The 20,961-nt window shown below is 37.0% G+C and carries 19 protein-coding genes, 5 tRNA genes and 1 other RNA gene; 18 read left to right on the top strand and 7 right to left on the bottom strand.

Annotated elements, in window-relative coordinates; all coding sequences use genetic code 11:
• Nucleotides 1-388: 388 nt before the first annotated feature.
• From D0T53_RS12530 to D0T53_RS12575, 10 genes are all read left to right on the top strand, one after another.
• Nucleotides 389-928: a hypothetical protein gene (locus D0T53_RS12530; protein WP_163268431.1), complete on the top strand. Its 540-nt coding sequence runs from the start codon at nt 389-391 to the stop codon at nt 926-928.
• Between the two features lie 222 nt (nt 929-1,150).
• A complete protein-coding gene (locus D0T53_RS12535; RefSeq protein WP_163268433.1) occupies nt 1,151-1,552 on the top strand; it encodes a ribonuclease H in 402 nt (133 codons plus the stop codon).
• Nucleotides 1,553-1,666: 114 nt separating this feature from the next.
• Nucleotides 1,667-1,738: transfer RNA gene (locus D0T53_RS12540), tRNA-Met, on the top strand.
• 262 nt (nt 1,739-2,000) lie between these two features.
• A tRNA-Phe gene (locus D0T53_RS12545) sits at nt 2,001-2,074 on the top strand.
• A 61-nt stretch (nt 2,075-2,135) separates the two neighbouring features.
• Nucleotides 2,136-2,957: an SPFH domain-containing protein gene (locus D0T53_RS12550; protein WP_163268435.1), complete on the top strand. Its 822-nt coding sequence runs from the start codon at nt 2,136-2,138 to the stop codon at nt 2,955-2,957.
• Between the two features lie 323 nt (nt 2,958-3,280).
• A tRNA-Asn gene (locus tag D0T53_RS12555) sits at nt 3,281-3,353 on the top strand.
• Between the two features lie 82 nt (nt 3,354-3,435).
• Nucleotides 3,436-3,509: transfer RNA gene (locus tag D0T53_RS12560), tRNA-OTHER, on the top strand.
• A 4-nt stretch (nt 3,510-3,513) separates the two neighbouring features.
• Nucleotides 3,514-3,892: a transfer-messenger RNA gene (gene ssrA, locus D0T53_RS12565) on the top strand.
• Nucleotides 3,893-4,055: 163 nt separating this feature from the next.
• Nucleotides 4,056-4,142, top strand: a tRNA-Ser gene (locus D0T53_RS12570).
• 154 nt (nt 4,143-4,296) lie between these two features.
• The gene (locus D0T53_RS12575) at nt 4,297-5,046 is read left to right on the top strand and encodes a Fic family protein (protein WP_163268437.1); all 750 of its coding nucleotides are present in this window, start codon (nt 4,297-4,299) and stop codon (nt 5,044-5,046) included.
• Nucleotides 5,047-5,395: 349 nt separating this feature from the next.
• On the opposite strand, the gene D0T53_RS12580 is transcribed toward D0T53_RS12575, so the two are convergent.
• From D0T53_RS12580 to D0T53_RS12590, 3 genes are all read right to left on the bottom strand, one after another.
• Nucleotides 5,396-5,947 carry an HdeD family acid-resistance protein gene (locus D0T53_RS12580; RefSeq protein WP_163268439.1) on the bottom strand — a complete coding sequence of 184 codons (552 nt, stop codon included), beginning with the start codon at nt 5,945-5,947 and terminating at the stop codon, nt 5,396-5,398.
• Nucleotides 5,948-6,019: 72 nt separating this feature from the next.
• The gene (locus tag D0T53_RS12585) at nt 6,020-8,968 is read right to left on the bottom strand and encodes a calcium-translocating P-type ATPase, PMCA-type (protein ID WP_163268441.1); all 2,949 of its coding nucleotides are present in this window, start codon (nt 8,966-8,968) and stop codon (nt 6,020-6,022) included.
• 147 nt (nt 8,969-9,115) lie between these two features.
• On the bottom strand, nt 9,116-9,781 hold the full coding sequence (locus D0T53_RS12590; RefSeq protein ID WP_163268443.1) for a TerD family protein: 666 nt from the start codon (nt 9,779-9,781) through the stop codon (nt 9,116-9,118).
• Nucleotides 9,782-10,005: 224 nt separating this feature from the next.
• On the opposite strand from D0T53_RS12590, the gene D0T53_RS12595 reads away from it, so the two are divergent.
• The 4 genes from D0T53_RS12595 to D0T53_RS12610 all read left to right on the top strand — a co-directional run bounded on the left by D0T53_RS12595 (nt 10,006) and on the right by D0T53_RS12610 (nt 15,705).
• On the top strand, nt 10,006-10,578 hold the full coding sequence (locus D0T53_RS12595; protein WP_163268445.1) for a WcaF family extracellular polysaccharide biosynthesis acetyltransferase: 573 nt from the start codon (nt 10,006-10,008) through the stop codon (nt 10,576-10,578).
• A gap of 19 nt (nt 10,579-10,597) precedes the next feature.
• Nucleotides 10,598-11,833: a WcaI family glycosyltransferase gene (locus D0T53_RS12600; protein WP_163268447.1), complete on the top strand. Its 1,236-nt coding sequence runs from the start codon at nt 10,598-10,600 to the stop codon at nt 11,831-11,833.
• Nucleotides 11,834-12,298: 465 nt separating this feature from the next.
• A complete protein-coding gene (locus D0T53_RS12605) occupies nt 12,299-13,957 on the top strand; it encodes a leucine-rich repeat domain-containing protein (RefSeq protein ID WP_221411541.1) in 1,659 nt (552 codons plus the stop codon).
• Nucleotides 13,958-14,046: 89 nt separating this feature from the next.
• Nucleotides 14,047-15,705: a leucine-rich repeat domain-containing protein gene (locus tag D0T53_RS12610; protein WP_163268451.1), complete on the top strand. Its 1,659-nt coding sequence runs from the start codon at nt 14,047-14,049 to the stop codon at nt 15,703-15,705.
• A gap of 70 nt (nt 15,706-15,775) precedes the next feature.
• Here the strand turns inward: D0T53_RS12610 and rplT are convergent, their stop codons facing one another.
• The 4 genes from rplT to thrS form a co-directional block, all read right to left on the bottom strand.
• Nucleotides 15,776-16,120: a 50S ribosomal protein L20 gene (rplT, locus tag D0T53_RS12615; protein WP_163268453.1), complete on the bottom strand. Its 345-nt coding sequence runs from the start codon at nt 16,118-16,120 to the stop codon at nt 15,776-15,778.
• 103 nt (nt 16,121-16,223) lie between these two features.
• A complete protein-coding gene (gene rpmI, locus D0T53_RS12620) occupies nt 16,224-16,421 on the bottom strand; it encodes a 50S ribosomal protein L35 (RefSeq protein WP_163268455.1) in 198 nt (65 codons plus the stop codon).
• A 55-nt stretch (nt 16,422-16,476) separates the two neighbouring features.
• The gene (gene infC / locus D0T53_RS12625; protein ID WP_163268457.1) at nt 16,477-17,109 is read right to left on the bottom strand and encodes a translation initiation factor IF-3; all 633 of its coding nucleotides are present in this window, start codon (nt 17,107-17,109) and stop codon (nt 16,477-16,479) included.
• 57 nt (nt 17,110-17,166) lie between these two features.
• The gene (thrS, locus tag D0T53_RS12630) at nt 17,167-19,125 is read right to left on the bottom strand and encodes a threonine--tRNA ligase (protein ID WP_163268458.1); all 1,959 of its coding nucleotides are present in this window, start codon (nt 19,123-19,125) and stop codon (nt 17,167-17,169) included.
• A 247-nt stretch (nt 19,126-19,372) separates the two neighbouring features.
• Here thrS and D0T53_RS12635 point away from each other — a divergent pair, with 247 nt between their 5' ends.
• Genes D0T53_RS12635 through D0T53_RS12650 form a run of 4 tightly spaced genes read left to right on the top strand, consistent with a single transcriptional unit; the run spans nt 19,373 to nt 20,877 of the window.
• On the top strand, nt 19,373-19,576 hold the full coding sequence (locus tag D0T53_RS12635; RefSeq protein WP_163268460.1) for a hypothetical protein: 204 nt from the start codon (nt 19,373-19,375) through the stop codon (nt 19,574-19,576).
• Between the two features lie 36 nt (nt 19,577-19,612).
• Nucleotides 19,613-20,056, top strand: a complete 444-nt coding sequence (gene trxA / locus D0T53_RS12640; RefSeq protein WP_370457832.1) for a thioredoxin — start codon at nt 19,613-19,615, stop codon at nt 20,054-20,056.
• A 49-nt stretch (nt 20,057-20,105) separates the two neighbouring features.
• A complete protein-coding gene (locus D0T53_RS12645) occupies nt 20,106-20,453 on the top strand; it encodes a winged helix DNA-binding protein (RefSeq protein WP_185153003.1) in 348 nt (115 codons plus the stop codon).
• Nucleotide 20,454: 1 nt separating this feature from the next.
• Nucleotides 20,455-20,877, top strand: a complete 423-nt coding sequence (locus D0T53_RS12650) for a C-GCAxxG-C-C family protein (RefSeq protein ID WP_163268466.1) — start codon at nt 20,455-20,457, stop codon at nt 20,875-20,877.
• Nucleotides 20,878-20,961: the final 84 nt, after the last annotated feature.

A 20,961-nucleotide genomic window follows, 5' to 3' on the forward strand; every position in this document is an offset into this window, starting at 1 on the left:
CATCTCGTCCGAGACACTTAGTGGTATACTTTTCAATTACTAAGTGGACTACTTTTCAATTATATTATACAAATGAGAGTGGTGAATTTGATCTTCCAAATGTTGATGAACTTAAAAAAGATAAAGAAATTGACTATTAAAAACAAAAATATTCAATATGTTAAAATCGACATAGCGATTTATTGGTAAATCACTGAAAAACAACATAACATATTGTTTATAAATACAAATTCAGTTTAACTACAATAGCCTGAATATCAGATATTTACAACGAAATAATGATTAAAAATTCCTTTGGGAATTGCAAATAAGGATATATATTTGTACCGTCAATCACAACCTGATTGGCGGTTTTTTATTTTGAACAATTTAAAATTATAATTTAAGAATGGAAACAAATGCGGGTGAGCAACCAAAGAAAATCTACACAAAGCTAAAGTTTATCAAATCTGAACAGACAGGGGCATATATTAGTTTTGTGTCACAAAATCCAAAAACAGGAAGAATTGTTGGAGTAAGACAAGATTCTGAATATCCAAAGAAAATCTGTATCATAGACCAAAAACTATCCAATATAATTGTTCCGAACATATTGTACGATGCGACACTTATCCCAATGAAAGAAAAGAATGGATATATCGCCATCGAAGTAAATCCCGTGTCTTTTAAAGCAACAGTGGAGACTACTTATGTTCCGAAAGCTCTTTATAAGATTGAAGTCAAATTTGGCAACAAAACCATCTTGTTTGATCCGGTTGATGGAAAAAAAGATTCGGTCAAGACTGTTGCTGGAGTAAGAGGAATTCTGGAAAAAAGAATGGACATCAAAGACTTACAACAAGTTGTCGATGATTTCTCAGAACAAGCTGATTTACTAATGAAATACTACGAGAAAGATGGCGTTCAGTTCAGACAAAGGCGACATTAAAAAACCCAAGCTGCCCAGAAAACGAAAAAAGGCAGCTATAAAAGTTCAAGGTCGTAAATGGTACCATGATACAATTAAATTGTATAAGATTACTTGTAGGAACAAAATGTTTTATGAACCTATTTGTAAATTTTGGGTAAATTCAGAAGTAAGGCAACAGCCTCATGTTTTTGATAAAGATAAGGTGAAACTTGTACCAACACCTACAAAATATTGGTAAATATGAGTTCGCATCGTCCGAATGACGGAATAGCTACTGATGCTGCTCACTCAACAAAAAGATCAGTTACTGAACATCAAGGTATAGACATTCAAACTGGAGAAAGACTGTTTTATAAGAATCTCGGAAATCAAACAGTAAATATTGGAGAATTCTTAGCGGTTGTTGACGCTGCAAAATACATTATTGAAAATGATTTTCAGCCTCGCGTTATTTATACCGATAGCGTAACAGCTATAACTTGGTTTCGAAATAAAAAAACTGCTTCTAAAAAACGCAACAAAGAACTTCAAAAAGCGGAAGTTTTCTTGAAATTATTTGCCGCCGATATAGACACAATTACAATCAAGCATTGGGACAACAAAAAGTGGGGTGAAACTCCAGCGGATTTCGGCAACAAATAATAGCTATTTCTAAAATCTTCATCTGAAATAGGTAATTCTACCAAAAAATATCATAAAGCATCAACTTTCAATCAGCTAAATCGCTATTCATAGTAAATAACTGATTGAATATATCGCGGAGTGGAGCAGTGGTAGCTCGCCAGACTCATTATCTGGAGGTCATCGGTTCGAGTCCGGTCTCCGCAACTAATTAATTTTTAAGCAGATTATTATGAATTACAATCAAAGAAGAAGCAGCATTCTCAGCGCATTCAGTCAGGCCAAGTTAGACTTAGAGAACTTGAACAAAGAAATCAAAGCTAACATCTCTCACAACAAAACCCGTATCAAACAATTGAAAGAAGAAAACAAAGGTCTTTCCTCTCTCAATCTGAAGAACAAAATTTCGATAAAAATCTTTTCGAAATTCCTTAGTTAATTTTCCGATTTCATCTTTTTATAATCCGTTGCCCTTATAGCTCAGCCTGGTAGAGCGGTAGATTGAAGTTCTACGCGTCAGAGGTTCAAATCCTTTTGGGGGCACAATGATGGGCGTGCCATCAGAGTTCTTTGAAATTTTAATTATTAAAAACAGATTTATTTTATGAAGAAATTCATGTATTTGATTGTCGCACTGTTTGCGTGCGTTTCGTTAACGAGCTGCCATTTTGTAAGCCCGGATGCAGACGAAGAAGCGGTATTAACTCATAAACCTTGGTTTTTCGGCCACGGTGGTGTGGATGAAAAACCTGTAAAAACTGGTCTGTCCTGGTGCTGGGGATCAACAAGCAGCGATTATTTTAAGATTGTCCCTATCAAATATCCGGAACCATTGGATGACATTATCTCCAACGAAAACACTCCGCTTGACTTTAACACAATGATTACTCTAAAGATCAAAGAAGGAAAGTCGCCGGTATTGCTGAAAAATTACGGAATCAATTGGTATGATAACAATATTAAAGAAAATTATACGAATCTAACGCGACATTATGTTTCTCAATATTCGCCGTTTGATTTAACCAGTAATAGGGAAGTGATCGCCCACATTGACTCGTGTGTTAAATCCGATATGGTCCGATATATAGACAAACTTTCCCTAGATAAAGAATTTCCCATTATAGTCGAAAATGTTATTACTGGGCGCGCGATACCCAATAATGCCCAGCTTACTGAAATGAATAATACGGCTGCCCAGATTCAGGCAAAGCAAACTCAGGAGCGAAGGAAAGAGATGGAAGATGCGCGAGAACAGGCCGAACGACAACGAGCAGTTTCGGATAAAGCCTACCAGAGAGAAATGGGACTTACGGCGGAACAGTTTATTAGCTTGAAGGCTTGGGACATTATTGAGAAAAAGGAAGATGCTAATATCGACGTCTTGTTCAATGCCGATAACACAAATCGAATGTGGAACATTAAGTAATTAAAAAGAAGGGAAGCCATACACAATGAGATACTCCAGTATTTCTTGGCGGTTTTTAACCATATCTCAAACTTGCTATAGTAGTTGCATCTACTTGTGTGGCTTGACCCCTTCATCAATTGGCATAAAATGCTACTTCAAAAGACCAATCAATATTGATACTATTGTTTGGATGATAACACAGATTGCAACTATGTTATCACGCATGTCTTTACTAAAATGAGGCAGCTTCTTTCTACTTGCCATTTGTATAGCAGCATCAACCCAGATTGCATTTTGAGTTTGCAAATATAGCTAAAGTATTTGTAATGATGCTGCAACATGTCTCTATAGCTCAGTTGGTAGAGCGGCACCCTGTTAAGGTGATGGTCGGAGGTTCAAGCCCTTCTGGAGACGCAATATTTTCATGGTAATAAGATTGTTTTATTGGATTAGTCATGGAGGCCAAGTTATTGTGAAATAGTTTGGCCTTAAATTTCCGGTGATAGCTCAGTTGGTAGAGCGCCCATCCTATTGTTTGGGAGGTCGCAGGTTCAAGCCCTGCTTGTCGGGCTATGGGGGTGACTGATTTTGACAGCGAATAAAAGTAAATGAATCGCCTGTGGTTGTGCATACCACACATCAAAAGTACAAAACAATTAACTGGCAAAAATAAAATCAAAGCTTGGGGAAACAAGGTTTCTGCCAAAGCAGCAAACGTAATCAATATGTTTGCACGCCCAACAGCTGTTATGGCTGCTGCGTAAAGCAAGTTAAATCAACTTCCCAGATGGAGTTTGAAATTTAGAAGTCTGGTGGTGGAACTCGACAAACCGTCGGCCCTTTTCTCGAAAGAGAAATATGTTTGCTTGTTCAGACAAAACGAGCTATGGCGTAAGTATATTCATTGAGGATAGTTTGTATGGACGAGGGTTTGATCCCCTCCACCTCCACAATTTATTGACTGTGGCGAAATTGATAGACGCTATTATAGATTAGCAAATGTGGCCATTTAGGTATGCGCATTACCTAATGTGGAATAACGCAGCGTGTAGCAGCGAAACTATAATGATTGGAGTACTACAAATGCAGGTTTAAGTCCTGCCAGTCAATAATACTGGAAGTATGGGTGAATTGGTGAAACCAGCTCTTTGCTAAAGAGCCGAACGGTGAAACGTTCTGGGGGTTCGAGTCCCTCTGCTTCCGCGATAGAATCAGAAAGAATGGTAGTTTTTAGGTGTGTATGAAAGGTGTAAGAGACTTAGGTTTCTTGCACCTTTTTTATTTCTGGAAACATCTGTTTTCCTGATTATCAATTAAACAAGAAAAACATTCTATCTTTGCAATATAAAATATGGATATGAAAAAAGAAATAATATTCTCCGCAGATGATTTTAGTAATGCTCAAATTATATTAGATAGCCCATTAGCAAAATTGTCTGACCTAAGCTCTGGAGAGATAAAAGATTTGGCTGTTGTGTGGTGTTACTATTCGGGTAAAATCGAAGGCAATACCTACACCTACGTCGAAACAGAAGCGTTACTGAAAGACGGCATCACTTCCGAAAAAAGATATGAGGACGCCCGGATGCTAAAGAATCTATATAATACGTTCATTTCAGAGGTAGAGTATATCAATAAGCAAAAGAACACTGAAGAAATCGATGAAAGATCGCTTTTCCGGATACATCAATCCATATCCTCCGGGTTAGTCTCCAGTGAAGAATCAGGCTATTTAAGAAACAGGGCAGTGCGGATTAGTGGCACAGATTATATACCACCCAAAAATATCGCTGATATTCGGGCAAGGCTTAATAAGATACTGTACGACCAGAATCAATATGAGAATCCACTGGAAAGAGCTGTTTATTTGCATTGCAATATAGCAAAGCTCCAACCGTTCATCGATGGCAATAAACGTACCTCCAGAATGATTGAAAGCGTTGTTTTAATGAACGCTGATATTATTCCAGTCTACTCATCCAAAGATGCCGATATTTTGAACTACAGAAGGGGGCTGATTGAGTTTTATGAAACAGGAAACTATAGCAAATATGTAGAGTATTTCCTCGGTAAGCAGATCGACAGAATCAATGAAATTAGTGGCTAATTTTAATCAGTTTAGCGATATGGTGTGCTGTATTTGTGTGGTGTACATTGCGCTAAAATTATGGTTAAACTGAATTTTTGCTCAAACTATATAGGCTCCATTGTGGTACAATATCTTATGATGATTTGCGGATTTCGGATTTTAATAATACATTTGTAGCGAAGAAATATGAAGGTTTGTCTTTAAAGTGTGCAAAAAGTGTACATTGCAATATGGATAAAAAGGATCAATTAGCTGATTTTCAGCTAAATAAATAGCTTAACAAGCGGTTCCCGCCAGGAACCTCAAAGAAAGCTCCGAAACGACTGATAATAAACAGTTTCGGAGCTTCTTTATTTTAGGGGACATTTTATCCGTTTTTCCCACTTATACCCAATATAACCCGAAATATTCCGTATACGATAAACACAGATGCAGTAACTATAGCGGCAATTATTCCGGTTATTTCGGGTTGTACAAGTAAAAGAACAGATAATAGAAGACCTAATATTGCCCAAGCAAGCAACCACCCCCAACCTTTACGATTAAGGCGTTGTAAATCCATAGATATACCAATACCCCAAAACGATTGAAACATAAGCCAGAATGCGATAAAATAAGCTAATACAACCGGAGCCAACAACGGATTAGCCAACAAAACTATACCAAATATAATATCGATAATACCAATTGCCAAATACCACCCCCAACCGCTATTTTCACGATTTGAAGAAGCATACATAATATCGAACAGACCGCTAATAAGGAATCCGGCAACAAATACAAACGAAAGAGCAAGAAAAGTAGTATCGAGCCTAATAAAGCACCAAATACCTAAACCAATGCTAACAATACCTACCAACAGCGAAATCCACCAGTTTCTGGCTGTTCTTTTCACTTCATGTCGTAAATCGTTATTCATAACCTAATTTTTTTGTTAATACATTACATCTCTCTATATATTAACAAATTACAAGGTTATAAAGTTGTCGGTTTATGCAGATTTCTTTTTTATAAAACGTGCTATCTCACCTATCCAGAATACTAACGACGTTACCCCGATTATTATCAACCAATCTTGTATTTGCAGTGGTACAGTACGGAAAACACTTCCTCCAAACGTTACTATTAATATTTGCCCGATAAGTATTATAATTGCCACAGTAATAAAACCCGAACTTTCGTGCATCCGTTTGAATGCCGATTTTCCTGTTTGAAATGCCTTCGCATTAAACATGTTCCAAAACTGAAGCATAACAAAAACAGTAAAAAAGAACGACAAAAAATAAGCCTTTTGGTCTTTAAGAGTATCGCCGGCATGTCCGAAAAATTCGGACAGAGCTTCTGGTGTTCTAAAATAAAACAACATGCCCAGCAAAATAATCACAAACGAAAAGCCTGTCCACAATATACTGTTTCTCATTGGCGGTCTTATAATAAAGTCTTTGTTCCGACGAGGTTTCTCTTTCATCACATCCTCGTCAGGAGGTAGCGAAGCTAAAGCTCCGGCTGCAAACGTATCCATTATAAGATTTACCCAAAGCATTTGAGTTACAGTAAGCGGCAAATCGTGCCCGAATATTGAACCCAGAAAAACGATGATAAGAGCAGTTACATTAATGGTCAACTGGAACAATAGAAATCGCTGTATATTTTTATACAACGAACGTCCCCACATAACTGCGGTAGCTATACTTTTAAACGAATCGTCGAGTAAGGTTATATCACTGGCTTCTTTTGCAACCGAAGTACCTGTACCCATTGACAAACCCACATCTGCATGATTTAAAGCAGGGGCATCGTTTGTTCCATCGCCCGTTACTGCTACTATTGCTCCATTTTGTTGAAGCAATTCCACAAGACGCTGCTTATCAGTAGGACGTGCCCGACACATAATTTTAAGTTTCATTACTCTTTCCAGAGCTTCCTCGTCACTTAAAGCCTCAAAACCTACTCCTGTTATAATATTTTCGTCCGAATCGGTTTCCTTCCATATTCCTATCTGACGACCGATTTCCCTTGCCGTAGCAGGCGTATCGCCTGTCACAATCTTAATATCAATTCCTGCCTCCAAACACTCGGCAACAGCAGCAGGAACATCTTTACGCACAGGGTCGGCTATGGCCACTATACCTAAGAAAGTAAGATCGTTTTTTGCCAATTCTGCAATATCTGCATCATTAACATCACCATCTTCTATAACTTTACAGGCAAACCCTAATGTTCGCATTGCCTGATTCTGATATTGCAAAAGCTGTCTTTCTATTGCATCCTTTTCTGTTTGAATGGACAAGGTTCCTTCATTGGTAAGAACTTCGTCGCACTTTGTCATGACAATCTCCGGAGCACCCTTTATATACAAGATCATTTTACCCAATAAAGGAGATTTAACAAGCGTAGCCATATATTTACGCTCGGTCGAAAATGTCAACTGCTCTACTATTTCAGTATTTTCTCTATAATCCAGATAGTTAATCCCATTATCATTAAGCCAAAGTAGTAGTGCTGCTTCGGTAGGATTTCCCAATGTTTTTACTTTCTGAGGATCAGAAAAATCAAGATAAGCTGTTGAGTTAACTGATATACCTTCTACAACTAAGTTACTTATTTTATCATCATTCAACTTTTGATCTTTAAGGGCAAAAAATTGAGTCTCGTGAACCCTCATTTGGTTTTGAGTAAGTGTTCCTGTTTTATCAGTACAAATTACGGTAGCGGCTCCCATTGTTTCGCACGCATGCATTTTACGTACAAGATTATTAGTTTTAAGCATTCGCCGCATACTAAGCGCCAAACTCAAAGTTACACTCATTGGCAATCCTTCGGGTACTGCTACTACTATAAGAGTAACAGCCACCATAAAATATTGTAAAATGTAGCTGGCCGTGTCAATACTTATCCAAGAACGGGAATCGAACAGATCGACTCCGAACAAAAAAGCAACACCCAATATTATCGCAGTAGTTAATAACCCTGTAACTAACCATTTAATCCAACTACCGTTCTCAATACTCCGAGGTAGTTTAGTCGCCTTTTTACGAAGTTCTAAACCTCCATACAAAATAGGAACCCAAATTTTTACCAGAGCAACGCCCAGCCCTATAATAATAGCACCCTGAGTAATTAATTGTTGAGGAGTGTATACCACTGTCCCTCTAAATATATCTTTCAGAAAAAGTACAGAAAACGTAAGCCCTGCCAACAGTAAACCTACAAAACCTATAAATTTAGCCAACCCATCAAGCTGCTGGTTAAGAGGAGTCTCTTTTCCTGTAAATTCAGTCGATTTTTCTGCAACTTTCCCATACTCAGTTGCGTCTCCAACCATTTGTACAATAAATATACCATGGCCATCCATAACATTGGTTCCACGCATTACCATATTCGACCGGTAAGTGGCTTCTTCATCAAAATCGTCTGGATTTGTGGTTTTATTTATTATCGGTTCGCCTGTCAAACTCGATTCATCTATTTGTAACGATACAGCCTCTATCAATTCTCCGTCAGCCGGAACTTCATCACCTGTTTCGAGCAAAATTGTATCGCCGACAACTATATCCTGCTTCGGAATTTCAATAACATTCCCCTCTCGAATAACTTTTACCAGGGTGTCGTCGTTTACCTGATTCAGAATATCAAACTTTTTGTTTGCATCGCGTTCAAACCAGAACGCAACTCCTGTTGCAAGAAATATTGCACAAAAAATTCCAAACGTTTCAGCATAATGACCTTCACCGTCCGATATGTGTTCGAAGATGGCTATTCCTAACGAAAGAAATGCAGCAATCAATAAAATTCTTATAATAGGATCCTTAAATTTTTCGAGGAATAGTTTCCACAAAGGCTCCTTCTTCGCAGGGGATAATATATTTCTCCCATATTTTGCCCTACTTTCTAAAACCTGCTTCTCTGTTAGTCCTATTAAATGTTTTTTATGTTCCATTAATCAATATTTACCAAAACAATCCTTACTTTATTATAAGCGATTAATATAGTATACAAATATATTACCTTTTAGGCTGAATCTTCTTATTACAAAACAAATAAAAGCCGATCCAGTTCTAAGATTGCAGAATTTTAAGACTAATGATTAAATCAGGTAATGCTTGTTTATAGATTGAATAGTTTCTCCGATATTTTCACAAGCAAGCACATCGCCAATGGCATTAAATCGCCAAACACTCCCTTTTCGGTATATTTCGCCAACAATCAGTGTTTTCGATTTTACGTAACGAGGCTGTGCTGTAACATTAAATTCAGAATAAACATTTACTCTTTCGGACGAAGCATTTTCAAATATTTTAGTTTTCACATAAGGTATTTGCGAAAAATCCTCATCGGACGAACAGTTCAGAAAAAAGAAAATACGCTCAACATTCTCTCCAAGCTTCGTTAAATCAACATTTATAACTTTACCGCCAAAAATTTCATGATTATCTTTTCTATATTCTAAAGCCTGAGTGTCTGACACTAATTTGCCTTCGGGTAAACCATAGGCTAATAATAATTCCGGATTGATTACAGGCGAATAAATATGGTCGACCATAGTACCCTTAGTGTTGAACATCGCACAATTTAAATCGAGATTAGCAATAATAGTCTCGTTTATAGTTTTAGATCTCAACCCTAGAAATTTTTTTTGTGTAGTTTGGTTCAGAATACCGCCCCAACTAACACCTATAGAAAAATTTGTGAGCCCTGTACCCGCAACTTTCTCAAGGTTTACACGCTGTCCTTTTATTAAACTATGTGCCATATTAGAGTTTCTAAATTTAATACTTCTTAAGCGTGCAAAGATAGCAGACTTTAGATTTACAACAATTTTAAGTACAATATTTCGTTTTAATAAAACAATAAGATAAAAGATATTGTTTTATATAAATCTTATTTTAATACTGATAACGACATTGACAGGCAAAAAGATCTAAAAAAATGACTATTTTTGTACATGAAATATAAGCGAAGAGTTGCAATATTAAAATGAATTCTATTATTGATATGACTCAATCTCAGGTAAAACTCCAAGATTTTGATCCTTCTGTAGGATTAAACAGAGGCAGCAGTAAAATAAAAGAAATTTGCTGGTATCTTGTAAAAGTTTTATTTTTTTTGTCGGCATTACCATACCCTAACTCTTTAAAAGCATTTCTTTTACGAAAGTTTGGAGCCAAAGTAGGTACTGGAGTTGTTATAAAGCCTCGCGTAAACATCCATATGCCGTGGAAACTAGAAATTGGTAATTATGTTTGGATTGGCGAAGAGTCTTTTCTTTTAAATTTTGAGTTGTTAAAAATAGGCAACAACGTATGCATTAGCCAACGTGCTTTTTTATGTGGAGGCAACCATAACTATAAAAAGCCTGAAATGCCTTATCGTAACGGTCCTATAACACTTGAAGATGGAAGCTGGGTAGGCGCATCATGCTTTGTTTGTCCGGATATAACTATTGGAACCGACTGTGTTGTTTCGGCATGCTCAGTTGTAAAAAATAACTTACCTGCAAATACTATTTGCGAAGGTAATCCTGCAAAACCTGTTAAATCTCGTTGGTAAACTTTATAATATAAACAGAATGAGAATCCTTATTTACGGTATTAATTATTCTCCCGAACTAACCGGTATTGGAAAATATTCGGGCGAAATGGCCGAATGGCTAGCATCTAACGGACATGATGTCAGCGTTTTTACTGCAATGCCATATTACCCCGAATGGGAAATTCATGCCGAGTATAAAGGAAAGCTGTGGAAAAAAGAAACAAAAAATGGGGTTAAAGTATACCGTTGTCCGTTATATATTCCAAAAAGAAATAAAAACGGAAAAAAAGTAAGCTCAAAAAAAAGGATACTTCACGAAACATCATTCGCCATAAACAGTTCTTTTCGTTGGCTTGGAGCTATGTTCAGAAAGAAATACGATTTAGTAATATGTGTATCTCCTCCTTTTCATTTAAGTTTACCCGCACTTATATATTCAAAGCTGAAAGGGGCTAAATTGGTAACACATATTCAAGATTTGCAAATCGACGCTGCAATGAACCTGAATATGTTATCGAACGGAACAGCCCTGAACACAATGTTCAAGCTTGAAAGATTTTTATTAAAGAAAAGTAATTACGTATCGACTTTAACAAAAGGGATGCGTAACAAAATAGAAGCAAAAGGTGTATCTCCCAGTAAAGTAATTATGCTTCCTAATTGGGTAGACCTTAACACTATACGTCCGCTACCAAAGGAACAGTCGTTGAGAAAAAAGTTTGATATTCCGCTAGATGACATAGTTATCCTATACTCGGGAAACATGGGCGAAAAACAAGGACTGGAAATAGTGATAGATGCCGCAACAGCACTTAAAAATCGTAAAGACATACACTTTGTGATGGTAGGTTCGGGAGTTGGACGCGAAAAGCTGGAAGAAATGGTTAACCAGCAGCAACTTACGAATGTGAAATTTTATCCGCTACAACCTTACGAAGATCTCCCTGCCTTATTGGCAATGGCCGATATACATCTAGTACTGCAAAAGAAAAAAGCTTCTGACTTGGTTATGCCCAGCAAGCTCACCGGAATATTAGCTGTAGGTGGATGTGCTGTTATAACAGCCCTACCCAAGACATCGTTATACGAAGTTACAGAAGAACATAATATGGGTATTTTATGCGAGCCCGAATCGTCTGAAGCATTACTCGCAGCAATTGAAAAAGCCATGGATTCCGACCTTTCGGAAATCAAAAAAAATGCATACAACTATGCAATCAAATATCTGAACAAAGATGCTATCCTTTCTGACTTTATTGAAATGGTAAAATAAATACTTTAAAGAAATACAATAACTGAGTTTCAAATCTGCATTTTACTGTAAGATTCACAAATGCTTTACAGCTAATTATCCCAATAAATATTTATATTTGTAGCTGTTAGGAGTAAAAGCCTGACAGATTTATTTTATAGAAGCGTTTCGGCTTTTATCCTCGTCTTGAAAACGACCAAATTAAAGTAGAAGGATAAAACGGCAGAAGATGCTCATGCTTGTCATATATACTTCCTTAGTATATATCCCGATAGGCGTGGGATTGGCTGTTTATTTCTACGCAGGTGCTTGGTCGTACCTCAAGGCGGGTAAGCAGAACATTTCCCACGCTTCTTCGAATTTACAACCTTCTTCAGGGAAGTGAAGAAGACCCAAACTTATTTTACAATGAACACATTTACATTGCGGCACAAAAGCAAACGATGTTATTTTATGCTTTTATTTTTACTTTTTAGCTTTACCATCATGGCACAGAATGGAACCTGTGGTGATAATCTTACTTGGAAATTAGATGATGCTACACTAACCATTAGTGGAGAGGGAGAGATGTGGGATTATAATAATTATTCAAAAGTCCCTTGGTATGACTATCGTGATTTAATAAAAGAAGTTATTATAGAATCAGGAATTACTAATATTGGAGGTTATGCTTTTTATGGTTGTTGGCGTTTAACCTCTATAATCCTTCCTGAAAGTGTTACTAATATTGGTAGTTTTGCTTTTTCAGGTTGTAGTAGTTTAACTTCTATAGTCATTCCCAAAGGTGTTACTAATATTGGAGTAGGAGCTTTTTCTGGATGTAGTAGTTTAGCTTCTATAAACATTCCTGAAAGTGTAACAAGCATTGGAGATAGAGCTTTTTCAGGTTGTAGTAGTTTAACCTCTGTTGTCATTCCTGAAAGTGTAACAAGCATTGGAGATAGAGCTTTTTCAGGTTGTAGTAGCTTAGCTTCTATAATCATTCCCGAAGGTGTTACTACTATTGGAGAAAGCGCTTTCTATGAATGTACAAGTTTAACATCTATAATCATTCCCGAAGGTGTTACTGCTATTGGACGTTTTTCTTTTACAAGATGCACAAGTTTAACATCCATAAACATTCCTGAAGATGTTACAAATATTGGAGAAGGGGCATTTTCCGGTTGTAGTAGTTTTATCTCCATTGCTATTCCTAAGAATGTAATAAGTATTGGTAATTCTGCTTTTTCCAAATGTAGTAGCTTAACTTCTTTAACTATTCCTAATAATGTGGTAAATATTGGAGAAGGGGCTTTTTCTTATTGTAATGATTTAACATCTGTAATTATGTCTAATAGGGTAACTCGTATTAGATCTAAAACTTTTGAGCGTTGTTTTAGTTTAACTTCGATAGCTCTACCCGATGACCTTATTATTATTGAATCTAATGCTTTTGAGTGGTGTAGTAGTTTAGCTTCTTTAATTATCCCTAATAGTGTGGTAAGTATTGGAGAAAGGGCTTTTGAGAATTGTAGTAGTTTAACTTCTATCAACATTCCTGATGAGGTTACTACTATTGGAGGTAGTACTTTTTCGGGGTGTAGCAGTTTAACTTCTATAAACATTCCTGATGGTGTTACTTCTATTGGAGGTAATACTTTTTCTGGATGTAGTAGTTTAGCTTCTATTACTATACCCGAAAGTGTGACAAGTATAGGCGAAGAAGCTTTTTATTATTGTACAGCATTAAAGGATATTTATATCGTAATAAAAGAACCTTTAGATATAGACATTTATACATTCAGAGGTGTAGGTAAAACCACTTGTACCCTTCATGTTCCCGCAGGATCGGAAGAGGCATATAGTAATGCCGAGGTATGGAAGGAGTTTTACAACATTGTCGGAGAAGACTTCTCATCTATAGGCAACGAGACCTTATCAAATAATATAGATTTCCGATACAATGCCGCAACACAAGAAATTGTGGTTAGTGGTATTGAAAACGGGGCTAGCATAACCTTATTCGATATGAATGGAAGAGCTGCATTGACAAAGTTTATTTATAATGAAGAGTCGATATCAGTAGCAGTGCTACTTGGTGCTACTTATATTATTAAGGCACACACACAAGCTGGAATATTTACATTTAAATTTTTAAAACAATAAAAAGAAAGATAATGAACACATTTGCATTACAACACAAAAGCAAAAGATGCTATTTCATGCTTTTATTCTTACTCTTCAGTTTCGCATCCATGGCACAGAGCGGAATCTGTGGCGATAACCTCACGTGGAAACTGGAAGATGGCACTCTTACTATTAGTGGGGAGGGAGAAATACCTTATTACTCTAGCACTCCGTGGTATACTTATGCGAGTTCTATAAAACATGTTATTCTCGAACCAGGAGTAACTAGTATTCGGAGTAGTGCTTTTTATTATTATACCGATCTAACTTCAGTAATTATTCCTCAAAGTGTAACAAACATTGGAGCGTATGCTTTTTATGGCTGCATCAATCTAGAGTCTGTTACGATTCCCGAAAGTTTGTCCAGTATTGAGGCATATACTTTTGCTTTTTGTTTCAAACTGACTTCTATTACTATCCCTGATGGAGTAACTGATATCGGAACAAGTGCTTTTGGAAATTGCACAAGCCTGTCTTCTTCTATTATCATCCCCAAAAGCGTAACAAACATTGGAGCATATGCTTTTGGAGGATGCCAAAGCCTCCCTTCTATTATAGTTGAATTTGGAAATACTAATTATTCGTCAAGCAATGGGGTTCTGTTTTCGAAAGATTATACAACTCTTATTTCTTACCCGGCAGGAAAACTTGAAAACTCCTATCTTATCCCTGAAAGCGTAACAAACATCGAAGAGAATGCTTTTTATTATTGTCGGTTAACAACAGTAACTATCCCCGAAGGTGTAACTGATATCGGAACAAGTGCTTTTCATAACTGCCTAAATTTAAACTCAATAACAATCCCAAAAAGTACAACAAACATTGGAGCATATGTTTTTGGAGGATGCGAAAGCTTAACTTCTATTATAGTTGAAATTGGAAATACTAATTATTCGTCAAGCAATGGAGTTCTGTTTTCAAAAGATTATACAACTCTTATTTCTTACCCGGCAGGAAAACTTGAAAACTCCTATCTTATTCCCGAAAGCGTAGTCAATATAAGCTCAAGCGCTTTTACCAATAACCAAAAATTGACCTCGATTGTTATTCCCGAAGGAGTCACCAACATTGGATCGTCTGCGTTCTTTTATTGTTCTTTTACTTCAATAACTATCCCCGAAAGTATAACCAACATTGGAGCATATGCTTTCGGTCATTGTGAAAAACTAACATCTATTGTTATCCCTAAAAATGTAACAAGTATTGAAGAGCTTACTTTTGCAGGATGTATTAGCTTAACTAGTGCCTCTATCCCCGAAAGTGTAACAAGTATAGGCGAAAAGGCTTTCCTTTCTTGTACTTCATTAAAGAATATTTATGTTGCAATAAAAGAACCTATAAGTGTGGGTGCTTATGCTTTCGATTTTGTAGATAAATCTACTTGCATCCTTCACGTTCCTACAGGATCGGAAGAGGCATATCGTAAAGCCGAGGTATGGAAGGAGTTTTACAACATTGTCGGAGAAGACTTCTCATCTATAGGCAACGAGACCTTATCAAATAATATAGATTTCCGATACAATGCCGCAACACAAGAAATTGTGGTTAGTGGTATTGAAAACGGGGCTAGCATAAGCTTATTCGATATGAATGGAAAATTACTGCAATCGGTATTAGTTCAAGAAAATCAACCCACATCGGTTGAATATTTACCTAACGGAGCAATTTATATTGCTAAAATACAGAAACAAGGAGAAATATCTACTTTCAGATTCTTAAAACAGTAATAATATATACACACAAAAATAGGGTTGCCGTAATTGGCAACCCTATTTTTATAGATAAAAAACTAATTTCTTATTTTACTTTATCTACAATCGCTTTGAAAGCTTCGGGGTGATTTGCTGCAAGGTCGGCAAGAACTTTGCGATTAATCTCGATTCCGTTTTTGTGAAGCGCTCCCATAAGGCGAGAGTAAGACATTCCTTCTAAACGTGCAGCAGCATTGATACGTTGTATCCAAAGTGCACGGAAGTTACGTTTTTTGGCACGACGGTCGCGAAATGCATAAGTAAGACCTTTTTCCCAAGTGTTTTTGGCAACTGTCCAAACATTTTTGCGGGCTCCGTAGTAACCTTTTGTTAATTTTAATACTTTTTTTCTGCGGTTGCGTGACGCAACATGATTTACTGATCTTGGCATTTTGTAAAATGATTTTGAATGTTAGCGGTTCATCGTTGAACTCTTTTGAGCATACATCCGGTTAATAAATCTGTTAAAAGAAACGTTGTTCTAAAAAGCTGTATTATTTAAGAGCTAACAATTGTTTTACTGCTCTTTCGTCAACCTTACTTACTGTAGTTGTGTGTGTAAGATTTCTTTTTTGCTTTTTAGTTTTCTTAGTCAAAATGTGACTTTTGAAAGCATGTTTTCTTTTGATTTTTCCTGATCCGGTAAGGGCGAACCTCTTTTTGGCACCGGAATTAGTCTTCATTTTTGGCATTTTCTTACTTTATTTAATTATTTAAACTAACACCCGGGTATTTCTACCCAAGTACTTAATCTTCACTTTCGTTATCCTCCTGTTCTGTTTCAACAGTGGCGTTATCTTTCTTATCTACTGTTTTTGTTGGTTTTACAACCTTGGTTGGCATCTTCTTAGGAGAAAGCATAATAATCATTTTCTTACCTTCGAGTTGAGGCAACTGATCTACTTTCGCATAATCTTCCAATTCGGTAGCAAAACGAAGAAGTAACACTTCTCCCTGCTCTTTAAACAGTATCGAACGTCCTTTAAAGAATACATAGGCTTTTACCTTTGAGCCTTCTTCAAGGAAACTTTTAGCATGTTTCAATTTAAAGTTAAAGTCATGATCATCGGTTTGAGGTCCAAAACGGATCTCCTTTACCACAACTTTAACAGCTTTTGCCTTTTGCTCTTTCTGTTTCTTTTTTTGTTGATAAAGAAACTTCTGATAGTCAGCGACTCTACAAACTGGCGGTTCGGCATTTGGCGATATTTCTATCAAGTCCAAACCTAAATTATCGGCAAGTTCGAGCGCTTTACTGATGGGATAAACACCTTGTTCTACATTCTCTCCAACTAAACGAACTTCGGGTACCCTGATATTTTCGTTTATTCTATGTAGCTCTTCTTTTTTTCTGTTGTTATTAAACCTGTTGTTCCTCATTCAAAAATGATTGGCGTTTTCTGTTTATTTTTCTTTTTAAATTGTTTAATTTCAGCGTTATACATTGGTGTTATGCTCCCAAGCATTCATCATTCTCTCAACCTCTTCCGACAATTGAGCCGCAAAGTTAATAAATTTCATCGAACCTTTATCACCTTCACCCTGTTTTCTTACCGAAACTTCTTCTGTTTCTGCTTCTTTCTCGCCTACAACCAGCAAATATGGAATACGTTTCAACTCGTTATCACGAATTTTACGTCCTATTTTCTCGTTACGGTCATCAACCTGCGCACGAATATCCTGTTGTTTAAGGTAAGCCGCTACACGGTATGCATAATCGTTATACTTTTCGCTGATAGGCAAAATAACCACCTGATCGGGTGTTAGCCATAACGGGAATTTACCTGCTGTATGCTCAATAAGCACGGCAATAAAACGTTCCATCGACCCAAAAGGCGCACGGTGAATCATAACCGGACGATGCTTTTGATTATCGGCACCGGTATATTCCAATTCGAAACGTTCGGGCAAATTATAATCTACCTGAATTGTTCCTAATTGCCAACGACGACCAAGAGCATCCTTTATCATAAAGTCGAGTTTCGGTCCATAAAATGCAGCTTCGCCAAGCTCAATACGAGCGGGAAGCCCTTTTTCCTGACAAGCCTCAATAATTGCTCTTTCGGCTTTTTCCCAATTTTCGTCGCTTCCAATGTATTTTTCGCGGTTTTCGGGATCGCGTAACGATATTTGCGCCTCAAAGTTTTCGAAATCGAGTGCTTTGAATATAATGAAAATAATATCCATTACTTTCAGAAACTCTGTTTTCAGCTGATCGGGCGTACAGAATATATGCGCATCGTCCTGAGTAAAACCTCTTACACGTGTTAAACCATGAAGCTCCCCACTTTGTTCATAACGATATACAGTTCCAAACTCGGCAAGACGTAACGGCAAATCTTTATACGAGCGTGGGGTTATCTTGTAAATCTCGCAGTGATGCGGGCAATTCATTGGTTTCAACAAATACTCTTCTCCTTCTTCGGGAGTATGAATTGGTTGAAACGAATCCTTCCCATATTTTGCATAATGCCCCGATATTACATACAATTGTTTGTTACCTATATGTGGAGTCATTACCTGTTCGTAATCGAAACGTTTTTGTATTTTCTTCAAAAAATCTTCCAGCTTCAGGCGTAATTGCGTTCCACGGGGTAGCCATAATGGCAACCCGGCTCCTACATTCTGAGAAAAAGCAAACAATTCGAGTTCTTTCCCTATTTTGCGGTGGTCGCGCTTTTTCGCTTCCTCCAACATTATCAAATACTCATCAAGCATTTTCTTCTTCGGAAATGTTATTCCGTAAAGACGTGTCAATTGCTTGCGCTTTTCATCTCCACGCCAATAAGCACCTGCGGCACTAAGTATTTTTACTGCCTTTATATACGATGTATTAGGCAAGTGAGGTCCACGGCAAAGATCGGTAAAACTACCCTGTGTGTAGGTCGAAATAGTACCATCTTCAAGCTCGCTTATCAGCTCCACTTTATATTCTTCGTGACGATCGCCAAACATCTTCAAAGCATCGGCTTTCGAAATATTTTGGCGTTTTATCTCTTCTTTTTTGGCTATTAGCTCCATCATCTTAGCTTCGATTTTCGGAAAATCGGCATCTTTCACAGGCGTATCACCAAAATCTATATCGTAATAAAATCCGTTTTCGATAGCCGGCCCTATACCGAACTTTGCGTGTGGATACAATTCCTGCACAGCCTCGGCCATAAGGTGAGCCGATGAGTGCCAATATGCATGTTTAGCATCATCGTCTTCCCACTTCAACAGATTTATAGTTGAATTTTCTTCAATGGGACGGGTTAAATCCCAAACATCACCATTCACTTTTGCTGCCAAAACATCCTGAGCCAAACGCTGGCTAATACTTTCGGCAACTTGTAAAGCAGTAGTACCCTTAGAATATTCCCTTACGTTACCGTCGGGAAATGTAACTTTTATCATTTCGTTTCTATTTTTATGAGACTCTACAACTAGCCTCGGTTTATTCGAAGATGCAAAATTAATTCAATTTATTTAAACTTCAACGTTTTAGATGGGAATAAATTTATTTACATATTTCTGTTTTGTTCGATAAATGACTTTTATTAATTATCGACACATTCTATAGGAAATATTTTCTAATGGAAAACAATTTCGTATCTTTGTATTGAAATATTTATAAAACCATAAACTTACATATTTAAGAAGAATGGAAACGTTGAAGAAAATAATAAGAAGTAATTGGTTATACGCGCTTGGTGCTTTTATCGGGGGACTGGGAGGATATCTTTATTGGTATTACGTAGGTTGCCTAAGCGGAGCATGCCCATTAAAAGCTACTCCTACTTTCAGCATAGTATGGGGAACAATAATAGGAGTGTTTATTGTAAGCTTATTTAAAAGAAAGAATTAAATGAAGAGAAAAATTCTATTATTGGCACTAACAATCATGGGTTTTACCACGATTTCGAGCCAAACTAAAGAGGACAAAGGTCAAAAACAATCAATTAAAAAACAAAATAGCAATATGAAAACAATTCAATTAACAAAAACCGATTTTTTAGAAAAAGTAGCTAATTACGAAACAAATCCAAACGAGTGGAAATATTTAGGCGATAAGCCTGCACTAATAGATTTCTATGCCGATTGGTGCGGTCCATGTAAAGCAATTGCTCCGGTATTGGAAGAACTGGCTACCGAATATGACGGACAAGTTTACATTTATAAAATAAACACCGAAGAACAACAAGAATTAGCTGCTTTGTTTGGCATAAGAAGCATTCCCAGCCTATTGTTTATCCCAATGGATGGTAAACAACCTCAGATGGCGCAGGGCGCGGTTCCAAAGCCTGATTTAAAAAGAGCAATTGACGATATTCTGTTAGGTAAATAAGTCGGACACAAATTCATGCACAACAATGAATGACGTGAATAACATACAGATAAACACATTATGCCAGATTAGGGATATATACAGGGCAATATACGAATTTGAAATAAAACTTCAGCAATCGCACAACATGTGCCTCAACGAGGGCATGCTGTTATGCATACTGAGTGAGCAAAGATACTCGTCGAATGAGTTGGCTGGCTTGTTAGGATTGAGCAAATCGAATACATCGAAAGTCATCAAGTCGGTAGAAAGTAAAGGGCTTATAGAACGTATTGTTGGAACAGATGATAAGCGTCAGATGTATTTCATTTTAACCCAATCGGGACATAAAAAATTAGAATCTGTAAAATGTGGGGAACTTGATGTCCCTGAATTATTAACATCAATGATAAAATAACGTGGAAAACAGAGTAGAAAAAGCTGTCGGATTATTTAAGGAAGGCTATAACTGTTCGCAATCGGTATTTGTGGCCTATGCAGATGTATTTAATTTAGATAAAGACACAGCCCTTAAGCTATCCTGTTCATTTGGAGGAGGCATTGGTGGTATGCGCGAAGTATGCGGAGCCGTGTCGGGCATGACAATGCTTGCTGGCTTGTACAACGGAACAAATAAACCAAAAGATAAAGAAGGAAAAAAGGTTAATTACGATACAGTACAGTTATTGGCAAACGAATTCAAAGCCGAAAATGGCTCGATAATATGCAAAGAGTTACTCGCCCTGGTTCCGGGTTTGCCCGAAGACAAAAAAAAGAAACCCTGCGTAGAGTATGTGCGCCAATGCGCCGAACTGGTCGAAAAACATCTTTCAAATTTTTGATAAAAAAAAGAGAAAAAAACGGAATACTTTCCGATTTTTCGTTGGATATACAAGCTTTTTCTTTGTTCTATTCATTGTTGTAAT

Origin of the sequence: Dysgonomonas sp. 216, from assembly GCF_010501065.1 — a bacterium.
Lineage (GTDB): Bacteria > Bacteroidota > Bacteroidia > Bacteroidales > Dysgonomonadaceae > QVMM01.